Genomic DNA, 14,578 nt, shown 5'->3' with positions numbered 1-14,578 from the left:
GCGCGGCTGCCGCCGCGTTACCCTCGATAGGTCTGCTAAGGGCGTTGCCCTCGCGCCAGCAAGGTAAGTGGAACCGTCCCGGGGCGGTATCCCCAGCCTTCCGCGCCCAAGGGGCTTGTGCAGGCCGGGTGATCCCCCTCCACCCCGGCCGCCCTTGCTGTTTGCTACCCCAGTCTCGGCGACGGCCAGAAGGTCAGGCGCGGCGTTCCGCTTCGCTGACCTTCAGACCCGAGGATCAGAGACATGACCAACGTATCCGACAGCAATCCCCGCATCTATATCGCCTGCCTTGCCGCTTACAATAACGGCTATCTGCACGGTGTTTGGATCGACGCGGATCAGGACGCCGACGCGATCAGGGACGAGATAGCGGCGATGCTCGCGCGTTCCCCCATCGAGAACGCGGAGGAATACGCCATCCATGACTATGAGGGTTTCGAGGGCGTCACCATCAGCGAATATGCCGGCATCGACAACGTGGCGCGGATGGGCGCTTTCATCGCAGAGCACGGCGCACTAGGCGCGGGCCTGCTGGAGCAATTCGGTGGCGACATGGACCAAGCCGAAACCACCTTGCAGGACTGCTATCATGGTCAGTTCGCCAGCCTCGCCGACTACATGGAGGAGCTGACCACCGAGAGCGTCACGATCCCCGAGGCCCTGCGCTACTATGTCGATTGGGACGCGATGGCACGCGATGCCGAGATGAATGGCGAGTTCTTCACGGTGGAAACTGCACGCGACGAGGTGCATCTGTTTTCGAGTAGGTAGTAAGTGGTTTCGCCTGCATATCCGGGCGAAGACACTGTTCAACGATCAGAATTTCTGAAGTCTAGAATACCATTAAAAACATCGTTAATAAAAACATAATATAACTGTTCTCCTAGGGCGGACAACGTGTCAGATAATCCCATCTTTTTCTAAAATTGACTGTCTTGGAAGCTCTCACTCCGGGCGCGGTTTGCGCTCTTGAGTAGAGAGGGTGCGTCATGCTTACTATCGATTGGCGTTTGCCTGTGGCCTATCGGCACGCAAAGCATATCCCGGTCGCCGGTTTCGCTTGGGAATATCTGCGCCGAAATGACGATTACCGTCAGGACTACCACGCCATCGCATTGAACCAACAACTGCCCGGCCGCGAGCTTGAAGTGTTTGCGGATCGCTGGGGGTTGCGATTTCCCATGCGATCCCGACGCGCCGCATGATGGGCAAGCGCCGATCTGGAGTCCGAACCTTCTACCGCAAGCGGTGATGCTGTCCCCGGTTGAGCGCAATGACAGTGACACTGAACCGATATTGACGCTGGCACATCTTGACGGCCTCGACCTACGCCGCGCTTCCGATGGCTGGCATGGCATCTGGCAGGTGGATGGCGTCGCACATCAATTTTGGCTACCCGAGGCGATGCCGGACGCGGCGGCCTTCTACGCCGCCATCCTACCGATGGATTCCTTTCTGGAGCTGCGCGCCCACGCCGCCCGCCGTGTTTGGCGGTCCCTCAACGGCCGCGCACCTGGTCCCGATTTCCGAGCCGTTCCCGCCCAACTCCGGCAATGGCATATCCTATCCCTGCGCGCGCTCGACGCCCGGCTTCGCGGTGAGAGCTATCGCACCATCGCCGAAGTCCTGCTTGGCTTTCGTGGCTCCAAGGAGGATTTTGAGAGCGACCCGCGCAAGAACAAGGCCCGCCGGCTGGTCGCACACGGCATCAAGATGATGCGCGGCGGCTATCGCTTGCTACTTCGCTATCCAATCAAGCCCAACAAGCGTTGATGGTCGGCCCAGCGGCATCTGTTTACATTACGCCGCAATGCTGGGCATCACCGAGCCATCAGCGCGAACACGCCCCAGCCGAGGTATTCGCGCGTGTAGGCAGTATAGCGTTTGGGTTCGGACGTCAGCCGGGCTCGAACGTCTTTCGCGAAGTCGTCCTCGGGATTTGCTTCCAGCCATCGACGCATGGTTAGCCACTTGGCCGCCTCATACCTGTCCCAGCCATCCTGATTTGCCAGAACCATTTCCACAACGTCATAGTCCAAGCCATCAAAAGACGCGACAAGCTCGGGAAGCGTCAGAAAATCGGTGATCGCACTGGCACCGCATCCCTTTGCAATTTCCTCCGTCGGCGGCAACCGCAGCCAATACGGCTCGCCAATGAGGATAATCCCTCCGGGGTGGAGGCTCTTGGCCAGAAGTTCAATGGTGCCGGCGACTCCCCCACCGATCCACGTAGCACCGACGCAGGCCGCCACTCCGGCCTTTTCGTCAGCAACATAGCCGGTAGCGTCATCGTGAATGAACTCCACCTGATCGGCGACCCCGAGTTCTGCGGCACGCAGTTTCGCTTGCTCGGTGAACAACTGGCTCATGTCGATACCTGTGCCGCTAATCCTATAGTCGCGTGCCCAAGTGCACAGCATCTCGCCCGAACCGCTACCGAGGTCCAGAACATGGGTTGCTGGTTCCAAACGCAACGCTGCGCCAAGAGTGGCGAACTTGTCGGCTGTAAACGGATTATGGATACGGTGTGCACTTTCGGTGATGTTAAAAATCCGAGGAATATCCAACTTAGAAAATCCTTTCTCATGACTAGGAAGATGGGGGTTGATGTTCTTAGCGGCTCTAAAATCCGCAACAGAAAGCCGGCTGGAAGCCAGCTTGCAGCCCGCTAATTTTCACGCCTTGTTTGCTGCTGCCTGTTCCAGAATCTTTCGATAGCCTTCACGCGAAAGCCATTGCGCGCGTTCGAGATGGCTTTGCCAGCAACGATAGGTCCGAAGTTCCTCGGCAGCCGGATCGCGGTGCAGCACGATCCGGGCGACTTCATTCCAGTCTGCGCCCTCGGCCTTCGCATCCAGCAACCGCAGATAGGTGACGTAATGCCGCTCGTCATACACGGTTATGATGTCGCCGGTCGGCGCTTCGTCATCCACATCGGGATCGAGTTCGACGTGAACCCGCATAGCCGTTCCCCACATCCAAGAGAGACTGTCTGCGGTGCGCCCCCGCAAACGATTCTCTCTGACTCTTGGTGATCGGGGAGTTCGAAACCGTCACGAAACGGCCCCATGGCCTTTAGCTCGGAAAGCCTGTTGTATACGCCACAGGCTCCCCGACCATAGGTCAAGGAGTTGGTGCAGTTCTGGCCAGCACCAGCCATTCGTGAGGGGTTTCGACGCCCCGGAGCAGCGCGTCTGCTCTACCCACGTTCTTAGCTGAACCGCGCGCGAATGTCTTTGCCTATTCGGCGCAACAGGCAACGAGCCGCTGAAATCCCTCACCTATCGGCGCGCAGCACCCCAAAGGGGGGTGCCGCCAGCGCATAGGCGCAAATGCGGCACGCTACGCGCCGCCGATCCCTCGCCATGGTTCGCCACAGTCCGCTGCCGCCCTCCGGCAGCCCAATCCCGACTGGAGGTGATCCATGCCAAACCCGCTTGCGGGCCTGCCGCCGCGCCTGTTGCGCACCAAGGAAGCCGCGCGATTCCTCGGCATATCCATCCGCACCCTTGAGAAACATCGCACCTACGGCACCGGCCCGACCTATCGCAAGGTCGGCGGTCGCGTCCTCTACACCGTCCGCGATCTGGAGGACTGGAGCGCGGCGGGTGAACGCAAATCCACCCGCGACAAGACCGCCGGCACGGTGTTTCCCGCGCGTCCACTCACGCCCGAAGAACGGGACGAGTGCTAGATGCTGCGCGAGGACGATCACGCCCCCGCGCCGCCGAGCGACGACAGCGAGCGCAGCCGCCTAGACCCCTTCGTGGTCGCAACGGGCGATGCGCCGCCGCGCGACCAGCGCGACTTGATGGAACGGCCGTTCTTCTCGCTGGCGAAGACCCCGCGCACCAAGCCGATTCTCTACAAGGCCGCCGACATAGAGGTGCAGGTGTTCGGGATACCCGAGCACGGCATGGCGACGATATGGGATGCCGATGTGCTCATATGGGCAGCCTCGCAGATCGTCGCGGCCGAGAACAACGGCCTCACGACTTCGCGCTTCGTCCGCTTCACGCCCTACCACCTGTTGCGCGCCATCGGACGCCCGACCGGCAATCACCAATACCGGCTTCTGAAAGCCGCGCTGGCGCGGCTGCAATCGACCGTCATCGCCACAACCATTCGCAACGGCCCGCATTGGCGTCGCCGGCAATTCTCATGGATCAACGAGTGGGAAGAAATGACGACGCGCGCCGGCCGCATCGAGGGCATGGAGTTCGTCCTGCCCGAATGGTTCTACAATAGCGTCATCGACCGCTCGCTGGTCCTGACCATCGACCCGGCCTATTTCCGGCTGACTGGCGGCATCGAGCGATGGCTTTACCGCGTCGCCCGAAAACACGCCGGGCACCAGCGCCACGGCTGGATTTTCGAGGTTGCGCACCTTCACCAGAAATCCGGCAGCCTCGCCCGGCCGTCCGACTTCGCGCTCGACCTGCGCCGGATCGCGGCCCGCCAGCAACTCCCCGGCTACCTGCTCCAGATCGAGCGGGAAAACGGCCGCGAGCTGCTGCGCATCCGCCCCGAAAACTTATCAGCAGGCACTGTTGATAACCCTGTTAATGCCATCGGCACATCAGGCGCACGGGGTATCGGCACATCAGGCGCAACACTATCGGCACATCAGGCGCACGAACCGCAGCTAACGCTTTGGCCTGAAACGCGGAATCCGACCGCTAACTTATCTAACAGAGAATCTAACTCTTTTTCTTTGACGCGCGCGCAGGCGAAGCGTGGTGCCGGTTCTGCCCGAAGGGGCGAGCCATGACGCCCGCCGTTGACGCAGCGCACGCGCGCAACTCCCACCAGCACATCGCCGGAGACGACCAATGACCCGTCGCGCCCATCGCAGCGCGCACGGCCGTCCGCTGCCGGACGGGCCTGCGCCCTTCACAACATTGGTCGAGCTGACCTTCGAGAAACGCAAGGTCGAGCATTGGATAAGGTTCGGCCGCAAGAGCTACGAACAGATCATCGACCGCCGCCGAAGCGTCGTCGGCTTCGCGCCCGGCAGCGTCTTCGCCTTCGTCCGATGGGCGAGCGGCAACCATGGCACTGTCGTTTCCCGCATCGACATTGTGCGGGCCATCGGCAGGGGCGAGCCGTTCCAGACATTGCCGTTCGTGCGCCCCGGCGGCGAAATCCTGTTGCGCCTCGACGGCTGGCCGAAGGTGCAGCGCGCGCTTGCCGCCATCGACGCCGTGGAATCGCTCGGCCTCGATCCGGCCGACGCCTCGCCGGAGCACTGGCGGCACGTCCACAACCGTTTGACCGCCAATCTGGAGCCACACGCCTACACCCCCGAGCGACATGCTGCGTGGCTTCATCGCCGAAGGATCGACCCATGACGCGCCGCCGCATCCTTACGGTGGCGGCGCTGTCAGTCATCGGCATCGTCGCCACCAGCGCCGTCGATTGGCCCGCAAAACTCATCTGGAACGCCACGGCCAGCGCGCCGGTCGGCTTCTACACGGTCGAGCCGGCCGACGCGCTCGACGTGCCCGAGCTGGTCGTCCTCATGCCGCCCGAACCGCTCGCCAGCTTCATGGTCGAGCGCGGCTATATCGCGCGAGGCGTCCCGCTCTTGAAGCGCGTGCTCGGCTTGCCGGGACAGCGGGTTTGCCGCTTGCGATCCACGATCACGGTGAATGGGATCGAGATGGGCGAGGCGCTGGAGCGCGACAGCCTCGGCCGCGATCTGCCCGTCTGGCAGGGCTGCCGCGTCGTCGGCGACAATCAGCTTTTCCTCATGAATTGGGAGGTCAGCGACAGCCTCGACGGCCGTTATTTCGGACCCATCCCCGCAGCTTCCGTCATCGGCCGAGCGGTCCCGCTCTGGACCGATGAGGAAGGCGTCGGCCGCTACGAGTGGCGCGCGCCGACACACTGAAACCATCCCCCGAAAGCCAATCACAGGAGATTTCCATGGCAGAGATAGGCACCTTCACCCGCACCGAAACCGGCTATGCCGGAGAGCTTCATTCGTTCGGCCTCCACGAAAAGCTGTTCATCGTCCCGGCCAAGCCGAGCGACGTGAAAAACGCGCCCGACTATCGCGTGCGCCTCGATAGCGAGGACGGCCCGGACGCCGGACCCGCATGGAAAGACTCCAGCGAAAATGCCGGCGAGTTCGTGTCGATGCGATTGGAGGGACCAATCTTCCCGTTCCCGATCCGGGCCAAACTGTTCCAGTCCAACGACGATCCTTCGGTCTGGACGCTGCGTTGGAAGCACCCCCGGAAAGTCGAGGACGAGGAATGATGGCCGCGCGCGTCCGGCCCGCTATCCGGTCCAAGATCGTCATCCCTTTGTTCGCGGAAAAGCCGTCTCATCCCTCCGTCCCGCTCGGCCACCAGCCTGCCGGCGCGCGCAGCGAAGGTCAGGGGCGGCCATCGGCCGGCGCTTGCGCCTCGCCCTTGACCGCAGCGAGCACGCTGGCAGGCTGGTGTCGAAGCGGAGACAGGGCTGCACGACATTTTGCCGTCCTGATATTGGCCGGCGCGCTTTCCGTCTGCGCCGGATCGGGCGTCGCTGTCGCGCAATCCGCGTCGGTCGAGCGCCCGGCCGCTACCCATCCTTATGCGGCCCACATCGCCGAGGCGTCGCAGCGTTTCGGCATCCCCGAGCACTGGATTCGCGCCGTGCTGCGCGCCGAGAGTACGGGCGATGTGCGCGCGGTCTCAATGGCCGGAGCAATGGGATTGATGCAGGTGATGCCCGACACATGGGCGGGCCTGCGCGTCCGCCATGGCCTCGGCCGCGATCCCTACGACCCACGCGACAACATCCTCGCCGGCACCGCCTACCTGCGCGAAATGTTCGACCGTTATGGCAATGTCGCGGCGATGCTGGCGGCCTACAATGCCGGTCCCGGCCGCTACGACGAGCACCGCGCGACGGGCCGACCGCTTCCCGCCGAGACGCGCGCCTATGTCGCCGCGCTCGCCCCGAACCTTGGCGGCGCGGCCCCATCGGATGCGCCGTTGCAACCACCGGCACCGCCGCCCGACTGGCGCGAGGCACCGCTGTTCGTTATGCGTCCGGCCGACACGCGGGCTGTCGCCGCGCCGCCGTCCGAGGTGCAATCAGGCGACGCTCGCGCTGCCGTCCCGGCGCGCGATCCCGCCCGTGCGGAGTCGCAGGACGGCAGCATTTTCGTGGCGAGCGCCAGCGACGAGGAAACGCCATGAGGGCGGCGTTCCTGCGCTCGGCAACGCTGGTTTCAGCATCCAGTCAGGCACGTTTTTGCCCGGCTGGATTCCCGGCAGGAGGGGCAGAAAAGGCAGAAAGGGCGGAGGGCAAGATTAAAGAAGACGGCACCATGTCGGGCCGCTTCTGGAAATTATTGTTGTCTGCACACTGGTTAGGTGGCCGGTTCCGGCACCATGGTTTTGAGGGGCCGCGTGCCGCGATTTTGCGCAAAGCCCTAGCTTGGCTGGGTTTCGAGCGGCACCATAGGCGCAGATGGGCCGTTTTCCGGCGGTTTGGGCTGGAGTCGCGCCCTTGAGCGCCGACGACGAAAACCGCTTCCGTCCGAAGCCCGGCCGCATCCGATCCGACACGCCGAAGGCCGGCAAGACCAAGAGCTTTTTCACGCAGGTCAGGAAGATCACCCGCCAGCATCAGGCAGCAGCCTCACGCGATCCTTCCATGCCGTCATCCGCGCGCCCGTCATCGCCGGGGCGGTCCCGCGCCATGGTTGCCAGCGGCAAGGGCGTGAAGCGCGGCCGGGGCGCGAGCTTCGTGCGCGCCCGGAACATATCCGGCAACTGGCATCATCGCCAGCAGGGCAGCCGCCGTGTGATCGTCAAGCAGCGCAGCGTTCGGGCCGCGTGGAAGGGCGGACGCGCCCGCGCGCATCTGCGCTATGTCCAGCGCGACGGCACGTCACGCGATGGCGAGCGGGGCCGGCTCTATTCTGCGACCGAGGACTGCGCCGATGGCGACGCCTTCCTTGATCGCGGCAAGGACGACCGCCACCAATTCAGGTTCATCGTCTCGCCCGAGGACGGCGCGGAGCTGTCGGACCTGACAGCCTACACCCGCGATTTCATGAAACAGGTGGAAGCGGACCTCGGCACGAAACTCGATTGGGTCGCCGTCAACCACTACAACACCGGCCATCCCCATGTGCATATCGTCGTCAACGGCCGCGACGATACCGGCGGGGATCTAGTCATCAATGGCGACTACCTTTCCGCCGGCCTGCGCGAGCGCGCCAGCGAGCTTGCAAGTCTGGAACTCGGTCCCGTGACGGAGATCGAGCAGACCCGCAAGCTGTCGGCCGAAATTGACCAAGACCGTTTCACCCGGATCGACCGCGCCATGGCTGAGGAAGCCGATGCCCGTTTCCTCGACCTGCGCCATGAACCGGCCGAACCGAAGCGGCAGTTTGAGCGGACGCTGCGCCTGCGTCGTCTTTCCAAACTAGAGAAGATGGGGCTGGCGACCGAGCACGCGCCCGGCGTTTGGGAATTGAGCAAGGACATGGAGCCGGCCCTGCGCGAGCTAGGTGAGCGCGGCGACATTATCCGCACCATGCAGAGGGCGCTCGGCCCGCAAGGCGGCGAACGCGATCCCATGAGCTTCCAAATCCATGATGGATCGCCCGAGACGCCCGTTGTCGGCCGCGTCGTGGACAAGCACCTGTCCGACGAGCTGGGGGAGAGCCTGACCGTTGTGGTGGACGGGATCGACGGCCGCACCCACCACATCGCCGGCATCGCGCCCGAGCGGCTGGAGGACGCCCGCATAGGCAGCACCATCGAGATCGGCCCGGCCGAGGCGACGGCCCGGCCGTCCGACCGCACCATCACGGCCATCGCCGAGGACGGCATCTATCGGCCGAGTCGCCATCTGGAGCAGGCGAAGTTCGAGGGTCGCGTTCCGGGCGGCGACTATGAGGGCTATGTCGATGCCCATGTGCGCCGGCTGGAGGCGCTGCGCCGGGCCGGGATCGTAGAACGCATCGACGCCGACCAATGGCGCATCCCCGATGATCTGGTCAGCCGAGCGGCCGACTACGATGCCGGCCGAGACCGGCAGGCCAGCGTTCGCGTCCTATCTCCCGTCAATCTGGACAGGCAGATCGGATCGGACGGCGCGACCTGGCTGGACCGGCGGCTGATCCATGGCGAGACGGCCGACCTTGCCCCGACCGGCTTCGGCCAGCAGGTGCGCGACGCCATGGACCAGCGGCGCGAGCATCATATCGAACAGGGCGATGCCACCCGAGCGCGGAACGGCCGCATTTTCTATCGGCGCAACCTTCTCGCCACCCTGCGCGAGCGCGAGGTTGCCCGCGTCGGCGCGGAGATGGTCGAGAGCAAGGGGCTGCCGTTCCGCGCTGCCACGGACGGCGAGAACGTGCGCGGCAAGTTCACCGGCACCGTGCAGCTATCGAGCGGCAAGTTCGCCGTGGTCGAGCAATCCCATGAATTTACCCTTGTCCCGTGGCGGCCTGTTATCGACCGCCAGCTCGGCCGTGAGGTTATGGGCGTCGTGCAGGGCGGATCGGTGTCGTGGCAGCTCGGCAAAACACGAGGTCTTGGTGTGTGAATCAAACCTGCCTCGGTTGTATCGCCATCAAATTCTCCGGCGTTGACGATAAGGCACGCCGATGACTATCCTTTCCCTACCTACGATGGAGAGGCTTGTGTTGGAGATTGTGGCACGTCGCTAGCCGTTCGCGCTGACAGTGAGCGGCTTCGTGCTTGTCGGTTTGGGTCCGTGATCGGATAAGCGATTGCGGAGCGGCAAGCTATTGCGACGCTTGCAAGGCTTCTCCAATGCACAATCCAGAAAATACGCGGCATATGCTGCACGCCTCGTTGCGGGGCGGACGCATCTATTCAGGCCAGTTCACCGCCTACCGAAACCGCCATTTTGCCATTCGATCCGCGCGATTGGCTTGGGCGCTAGTCGCCAACGTCATTTCAGGCAGTTCGACTTTTTCTTATCTGTCGGAGCACCGTCATGCGGCGCTCTAGGACAGATTCTCGCCAAGAATGGAAAACTTCCCTCGGGTTGCGAATACCCATGGTGTCACTAATTCAGACTCTCGCTGTTGCTGAGTTTTTGAACTTTCGCCATGCTGCGAAGGCGCTTGGCGTTAGCCCGTCGAGTATGAGCGCACGGGTGAAGATGCTTGAGGAAGACCTTGGTGTTCTCCTATTTGAGCGCCATGCGCGAGGCGTCCGTCTGACAGAGGCCGGACGCCATTTCGTCGAACGTGTGGCGGCCGGCGTGGACCAACTCGACCATGCGGTGAAGGCAGCCGGCCTAGCAGCGTCAGGGGAATGCGGTCGCCTCCGCATTGGCGTCCACGCTCTGATTCCTCACAGCTTCCTCGCGGAACTAATTGGGCGATACCGGGAGGACTATCCCGGTATCGAGGTCGAGATGACAGAGGGAACGGCGCGCGATGCAATTATGCAGCTTCGTGCCGACCGCCTCGATATCGCATTTGTGGCCGGCTCGCCGGAGCCTCCCGACTGCCATTCTCGACAGATATGGACTGAACCAATCATCGCAGCGTTGCCAGATCGGCATAGGCTAGCCTCACGGCCTGCTGTCACTTGGCCTGATCTAGCAGGCGAGACGTTCCTTGTTCGCGTCGGTGGCACAGGCCCGCAGATGCACGATCATGTTGTCCTACGTCTTGCCGGACGCTGGCCCGCATCGTCGATTCAACGCTTCGATGTTGAACGCGGCACGTTGCTATCGATGGTCGGACAAGGCTTTGGCATAACCATCGCTGGAGCGGCTACATCGTTGTTGCCAACTTCGGGCGTAGTCTTCCTCCCAATTGCGGACGAGCCAGAGACAATTCCTTTCTCGGCTGTATGGTCGCCGTTCAATCGGGGTGCGGCGCTGCGAAACCTGCTCAGTCTCGCAAACGAGATGGGGCGGTCGATCCGACCGGGGAAGATTCCTGATTCGTCTCGACCAGAGTAGAGAAGCAACAGTGTAGGAGGGCACGGGGCTACCCGTCCTATTTGCCGCCGCTAGTATCCGGTAGCCCTCCCGCATCCTCTTTCAGGTTGCCTGTCCCATAATTGCCTACTCTCTGATCGGCTCCGTCTCTTTTGCCGACTGGAGCCTGCATTGCGCGGAGGCCGAATCCTTTGGGGTCAGATCGCTGTCGTCTTCACCATCGTTCTGGTGATGACATGGGCGGCGACGCAATGGGTAGCGTTCCGCCTCGGCTTCCAGCCGCAGCTTGGAGCACCATGGTTCGAGCTGGCGGGCCTGCCGATCTATTACCCGCCGGCCTTCTTCTGGTGGTGGTTTTCGTTCGACGCCTACGCCCCCGCTATCTTCGTCGAGGGCGGCATCATCGCCGTGTCCGGCGGTTTCCTCGCCATCGCCGCCGCCATCTTGATGTCGATCATCCGGGCACGGGAGGCGCGAAACGTCGCCACCTACGGATCGGCGCGATGGGCCGAGGACAAGGAAATCCGCAGCGCCGGCTTGCTCGGCCCCGATGGCGTCCTGCTCGGCCGATACGACAGGGACTATCTGCGCCATGACGGTCCCGAGCATGTCCTATGCTTCGCCCCGACGCGCAGCGGCAAAGGCGTCGGGCTGGTGGTGCCGACGCTGCTGACATGGCCGGCATCCGCCATTGTCCACGACATCAAGGGCGAGAACTGGACGCTGACGGCGGGCTTTCGCGCGAAGCACGGCCGCGTGCTGCTGTTCGATCCGACTAACGCAAAGTCGTCGGCCTACAACCCGCTGCTGGAGGTCCGCCAAGGGGAATGGGAAGTCCGCGACGTGCAGAATATCGCGGATATTCTGGTCGATCCCGAAGGCAGTCTCGACAAGCGCAACCATTGGGAAAAGACCAGCCATAGCTTGCTGGTCGGCGCGATCCTGCATGTTCTCTATGCGGAGAAGGACAAGACCTTGGCGGGCGTCGCCAACTTCCTGTCCGATCCGCGCCGCCCTGTCGAGGCAACCTTGCGCGCGATGATGGACACACCGCATCTCGGCGAGGCAGGCGTTCATCCCGTCATCGCATCGTCCGCGCGCGAGCTGTTGAACAAATCCGAGAATGAACGGTCGGGCGTATTGAGCACCGCCATGTCGTTTCTCGGCCTCTACCGCGATCCCGTGGTGGCGCGGGTGACGGCGCGGTGCGACTGGCGCATTGCCGATCTGGTCGGCAGCCGCCAGCCCGTCACGCTCTATCTGGTTGTGCCGCCGTCCGACATAAACCGCACCAAGCCGCTCATCCGCTTGATCCTCAACCAGATCGGCAGGCGGTTGACCGAAGAACTGACTACCTCGGGCAAGCGCCATCGGCTGCTGTTGATGCTGGACGAGTTTCCGGCGCTCGGCCGGCTCGACTTCTTTGAATCGGCGCTCGCCTTCATGGCGGGATATGGAATCAAAGGCTTCCTGATCGCGCAGAGCCTTAACCAGATCGAGCGCGCCTATGGGCCGAACAATGCGATCCTCGACAACTGCCATGTGCGCGTCAGCTTCGCCACGAACGACGAGCGCACCGCCAAGAGGGTGAGTGACGCACTCGGCACCGCGACCGAGCTGCGCGATTCCACCAACTACGCCGGCCATCGCCTTGCGCCGTGGCTAGGGCATTTGATGGTTTCCCGGCAGGAAACGGCCCGACCGCTACTCACGCCGGGCGAAATCATGCAGCTTCCGCCAACGGACGAAATCGTGATGGTCGCGGGCACACCGCCGATCCGCGCGACCAAGGCCCGCTATTTCGAGGACGTGCGGTTTCAGGAACGCATCCTGACCCCGCCCGATCTGGTCGCCGCTCCGCTGGCGCCCAGCCCATCTGCCGATGATTGGTCCGGCCGTGTGGTTGCGGCGGAAAGCCGTTCCGCGACCGACGCCGCACACGGGGCCGAGGGCGATCCGGCCAATGCCGGCATCCGCCGCGAGCCGGAGCTGCCAAGCCAAGAGGAAATCGTCGCCCCGCCGCCGTCGCCCGAACAGGAGTTCGAGTTTGTGGACGACGAGCCGGACGTTGACGCCGCCAAGGCCCGCGCCATGCGCCAGCGTATGCGGATGGTGGCGCGGCAGGTGGCGCTGAACCCCGATGACGGAATCGACCTTTGAGGATACGCCCATGGCAACCAGAACCCGCCTGAATATCTATTTCGACCCCGCGCTCATTCCGCAGATCGAGGCGATGGCGCTGCGCCGCTCGGTGGCGCTGCGCCGCAATGTCTCGAAATCCGCCATCGTGGAGGCGGCGGTCATGTCCTACCTGTCCGGTGATGCCGACGACCAGCTTGAAGCCGCCATGTCTCGCCGCCTGGACAAGCTCGGCCGCCAGATCGACGCGCTCGACCTAGATCTCGCCGTCCTCGGCGAGACGGTCGCGCAGTTCATCCATTTCTGGATGACCATCACACCGCCGCTTACGGGAGCCGCACAATCCGCTGCCCGCGCCAAAGGCGCGGAGCGGTTCGAGGGCTTCATGCAAAATCTCGGCCGGCGTCTGGCGACGGGCGACAGGTTCCTCAAGGAGCTGTCGCGCGACGCCGAGGTTTTTGACCGTGATCCTGCCCAACCTGAAATTACCGATGCGAGCAAAACACAGCTTTAGCCCGCCATCATTAGGAATAGGCCGGGCTGCACCTGTTTGAAAACAGCCCGGCCTTTTTTATCGCTGTTGATCCAGACCGAATGCCGGATGATGGATCAGTTCGCCGCGAGGCTCATTGCCGTCGAATGGTAAGGCTTGGACGACCTCGGGTGGAACGCCAGCTACGCCCAATTCGGGGAAGGCCCGAAAGCCGAACCGGCTATAGTAGGAGGGATCACCCACCAGCGCTGCGCCCTTGCTCGTCGCCCGCAGTCGCTTGAGTGCTTCGGCCATCAGAGCCGTGCCGATACCCTGACGATGCCTTGTGGGCAGAACAGCAAGCGGGCCGATCAGACCCCAACCATCTTGCGACCCGATCCGTGCCGCAGAGCCGGCGAGATAACCAATCACTTTGCCTTCATCCTCGGCGACAAGCGAGAGGGTAAGTGCCCCCTCCGCTCTTAGCCTTTCAACGATGCCTGCCTCGGTTCCGGTGGATTGCGCAAGTATCTTTAGAGCTTCAGTGACGACGCGGCTAATTGCCGGTATGTCATCGATAGTTTCGTTACGGATCAACATGTAGCTTCCTTAGCGGTTGTCGAGTTGAGCGCGAACGGAGCGCCGGCCCCTATCCGAAATCCGATAGGGGCTGGACGCTTTGGATTCTATCAGGCGCTTGCGTCGGAGTTTGGCGAAGACCTCTGGCGTGCAATCAGTCAGCACATGACCGTCGCGCGTAAAGCAGAGGACTTCAATGATGCGGCCGTTGTCGGCACGTAGATGACGGATACAACCGCCCTGCGCCAGCACGTGTAGAACGCGCTGTTCGCTGCGTGAGATGTTCATGGATTAGGCCTGCGAAAAATACACCTATGCACCCTCGCAGCTCACGATGACACGCATCGTGGTGGGTAGGATGCAGCTAGATGCCTCGACCAGTCGAGACAATCAGCGGGTTTTCACAAGCTCCAACATCTACAATTCCATGCTTGGATGGACCGAACGGCC

General features: G+C 62.9%; 18 protein-coding genes and 1 pseudogene. 15 read left to right on the top strand and 4 right to left on the bottom strand.

Annotation, left to right across the window (positions count from 1 at the left end):
- Window positions 1-243 precede the first annotated feature (243 nt).
- From MEU52_RS17195 to MEU52_RS17185, 3 genes are all read left to right on the top strand, one after another.
- On the top strand, window positions 244-771 hold the full coding sequence (locus tag MEU52_RS17195; RefSeq protein WP_238123318.1) for an antirestriction protein ArdA: 528 nt from the start codon (window positions 244-246) through the stop codon (window positions 769-771).
- A gap of 218 nt (window positions 772-989) precedes the next feature.
- Window positions 990-1,205, top strand: coding sequence for a transcriptional regulator domain-containing protein (locus MEU52_RS17190; protein WP_036284025.1), 216 nt, complete (start codon window positions 990-992; stop codon window positions 1,203-1,205).
- 46 nt (window positions 1,206-1,251) lie between these two features.
- Window positions 1,252-1,773, top strand: coding sequence for a DUF2285 domain-containing protein (locus MEU52_RS17185; protein ID WP_036284023.1), 522 nt, complete (start codon window positions 1,252-1,254; stop codon window positions 1,771-1,773).
- A 47-nt stretch (window positions 1,774-1,820) separates the two neighbouring features.
- Here the strand turns inward: MEU52_RS17185 and MEU52_RS17180 are convergent, their stop codons facing one another.
- Window positions 1,821-2,567, bottom strand: coding sequence for an SAM-dependent methyltransferase (locus MEU52_RS17180; protein ID WP_036284021.1), 747 nt, complete (start codon window positions 2,565-2,567; stop codon window positions 1,821-1,823).
- A 108-nt stretch (window positions 2,568-2,675) separates the two neighbouring features.
- Complete coding sequence (locus tag MEU52_RS17175; RefSeq protein ID WP_238123319.1) at window positions 2,676-2,963, bottom strand: DNA -binding domain-containing protein; 288 nt, start codon at window positions 2,961-2,963, stop codon at window positions 2,676-2,678.
- Between the two features lie 461 nt (window positions 2,964-3,424).
- Between MEU52_RS17175 and MEU52_RS17170 the strand changes: the two genes are divergently transcribed.
- From MEU52_RS17170 to MEU52_RS17120, 12 genes and pseudogenes are all read left to right on the top strand, one after another.
- Entirely contained in the window at window positions 3,425-3,694 is a 270-nt protein-coding gene (locus MEU52_RS17170; protein ID WP_036284017.1) for a helix-turn-helix transcriptional regulator, read from the top strand.
- Complete coding sequence (locus MEU52_RS17165; RefSeq protein ID WP_238123320.1) at window positions 3,695-4,771, top strand: replication initiator protein A; 1,077 nt, start codon at window positions 3,695-3,697, stop codon at window positions 4,769-4,771.
- Window positions 4,772-4,832: 61 nt separating this feature from the next.
- Window positions 4,833-5,351 carry a DUF2840 domain-containing protein gene (locus tag MEU52_RS17160; RefSeq protein ID WP_036284013.1) on the top strand — a complete coding sequence of 173 codons (519 nt, stop codon included), beginning with the start codon at window positions 4,833-4,835 and terminating at the stop codon, window positions 5,349-5,351.
- Window positions 5,348-5,893, top strand: a complete 546-nt coding sequence (locus MEU52_RS17155) for a S26 family signal peptidase (protein ID WP_036284011.1) — start codon at window positions 5,348-5,350, stop codon at window positions 5,891-5,893. The genes MEU52_RS17160 and MEU52_RS17155 overlap by 4 nt, the downstream gene beginning before the upstream one ends.
- A gap of 35 nt (window positions 5,894-5,928) precedes the next feature.
- A complete protein-coding gene (locus tag MEU52_RS17150) occupies window positions 5,929-6,264 on the top strand; it encodes a DUF736 domain-containing protein (protein WP_036284009.1) in 336 nt (111 codons plus the stop codon).
- The gene (locus MEU52_RS17145) at window positions 6,261-7,193 is read left to right on the top strand and encodes a lytic transglycosylase domain-containing protein (protein WP_238123321.1); all 933 of its coding nucleotides are present in this window, start codon (window positions 6,261-6,263) and stop codon (window positions 7,191-7,193) included. The genes MEU52_RS17150 and MEU52_RS17145 overlap by 4 nt, the downstream gene beginning before the upstream one ends.
- On the top strand, window positions 7,190-7,510 hold the full coding sequence (locus MEU52_RS17140) for a hypothetical protein (RefSeq protein ID WP_238123322.1): 321 nt from the start codon (window positions 7,190-7,192) through the stop codon (window positions 7,508-7,510). Before MEU52_RS17145 ends, MEU52_RS17140 begins: the two co-directional genes overlap by 4 nt.
- A pseudogene (locus MEU52_RS22025) lies at window positions 7,468-8,160 on the top strand (relaxase/mobilization nuclease domain-containing protein); the annotation flags it as partial. The gene MEU52_RS17140 and the pseudogene MEU52_RS22025, both read left to right, overlap by 43 nt.
- A gap of 168 nt (window positions 8,161-8,328) precedes the next feature.
- Window positions 8,329-9,561, top strand: coding sequence for a DUF3363 domain-containing protein (locus MEU52_RS22020; protein WP_273546377.1), 1,233 nt, complete (start codon window positions 8,329-8,331; stop codon window positions 9,559-9,561).
- Window positions 9,562-9,978: 417 nt separating this feature from the next.
- The gene (locus MEU52_RS17130; protein WP_337927660.1) at window positions 9,979-10,959 is read left to right on the top strand and encodes a LysR family transcriptional regulator; all 981 of its coding nucleotides are present in this window, start codon (window positions 9,979-9,981) and stop codon (window positions 10,957-10,959) included.
- Window positions 10,960-11,109: 150 nt separating this feature from the next.
- Window positions 11,110-13,098 carry a conjugal transfer protein TraG gene (locus MEU52_RS17125; RefSeq protein WP_238123324.1) on the top strand — a complete coding sequence of 663 codons (1,989 nt, stop codon included), beginning with the start codon at window positions 11,110-11,112 and terminating at the stop codon, window positions 13,096-13,098.
- A 10-nt stretch (window positions 13,099-13,108) separates the two neighbouring features.
- The gene (locus tag MEU52_RS17120; RefSeq protein WP_238123325.1) at window positions 13,109-13,591 is read left to right on the top strand and encodes a CopG family transcriptional regulator; all 483 of its coding nucleotides are present in this window, start codon (window positions 13,109-13,111) and stop codon (window positions 13,589-13,591) included.
- Between the two features lie 57 nt (window positions 13,592-13,648).
- Here MEU52_RS17120 and MEU52_RS17115 read toward each other — a convergent pair whose 3' ends face one another.
- Entirely contained in the window at window positions 13,649-14,149 is a 501-nt protein-coding gene (locus MEU52_RS17115; protein WP_238123326.1) for a GNAT family N-acetyltransferase, read from the bottom strand.
- Between the two features lie 9 nt (window positions 14,150-14,158).
- A complete protein-coding gene (locus MEU52_RS17110; RefSeq protein ID WP_238123327.1) occupies window positions 14,159-14,416 on the bottom strand; it encodes a YjhX family toxin in 258 nt (85 codons plus the stop codon).
- Window positions 14,417-14,578 lie beyond the last annotated feature (162 nt).

Source organism: Xanthobacter sp. NM-25, from assembly GCF_022138605.1.
Classification (GTDB): Bacteria; Pseudomonadota; Alphaproteobacteria; order Rhizobiales; family Xanthobacteraceae; genus Xanthobacter.
The sequence above is the reverse complement of the archived record's forward strand: the minus strand, read 5'-3'. Positions and strand labels throughout refer to the sequence as shown.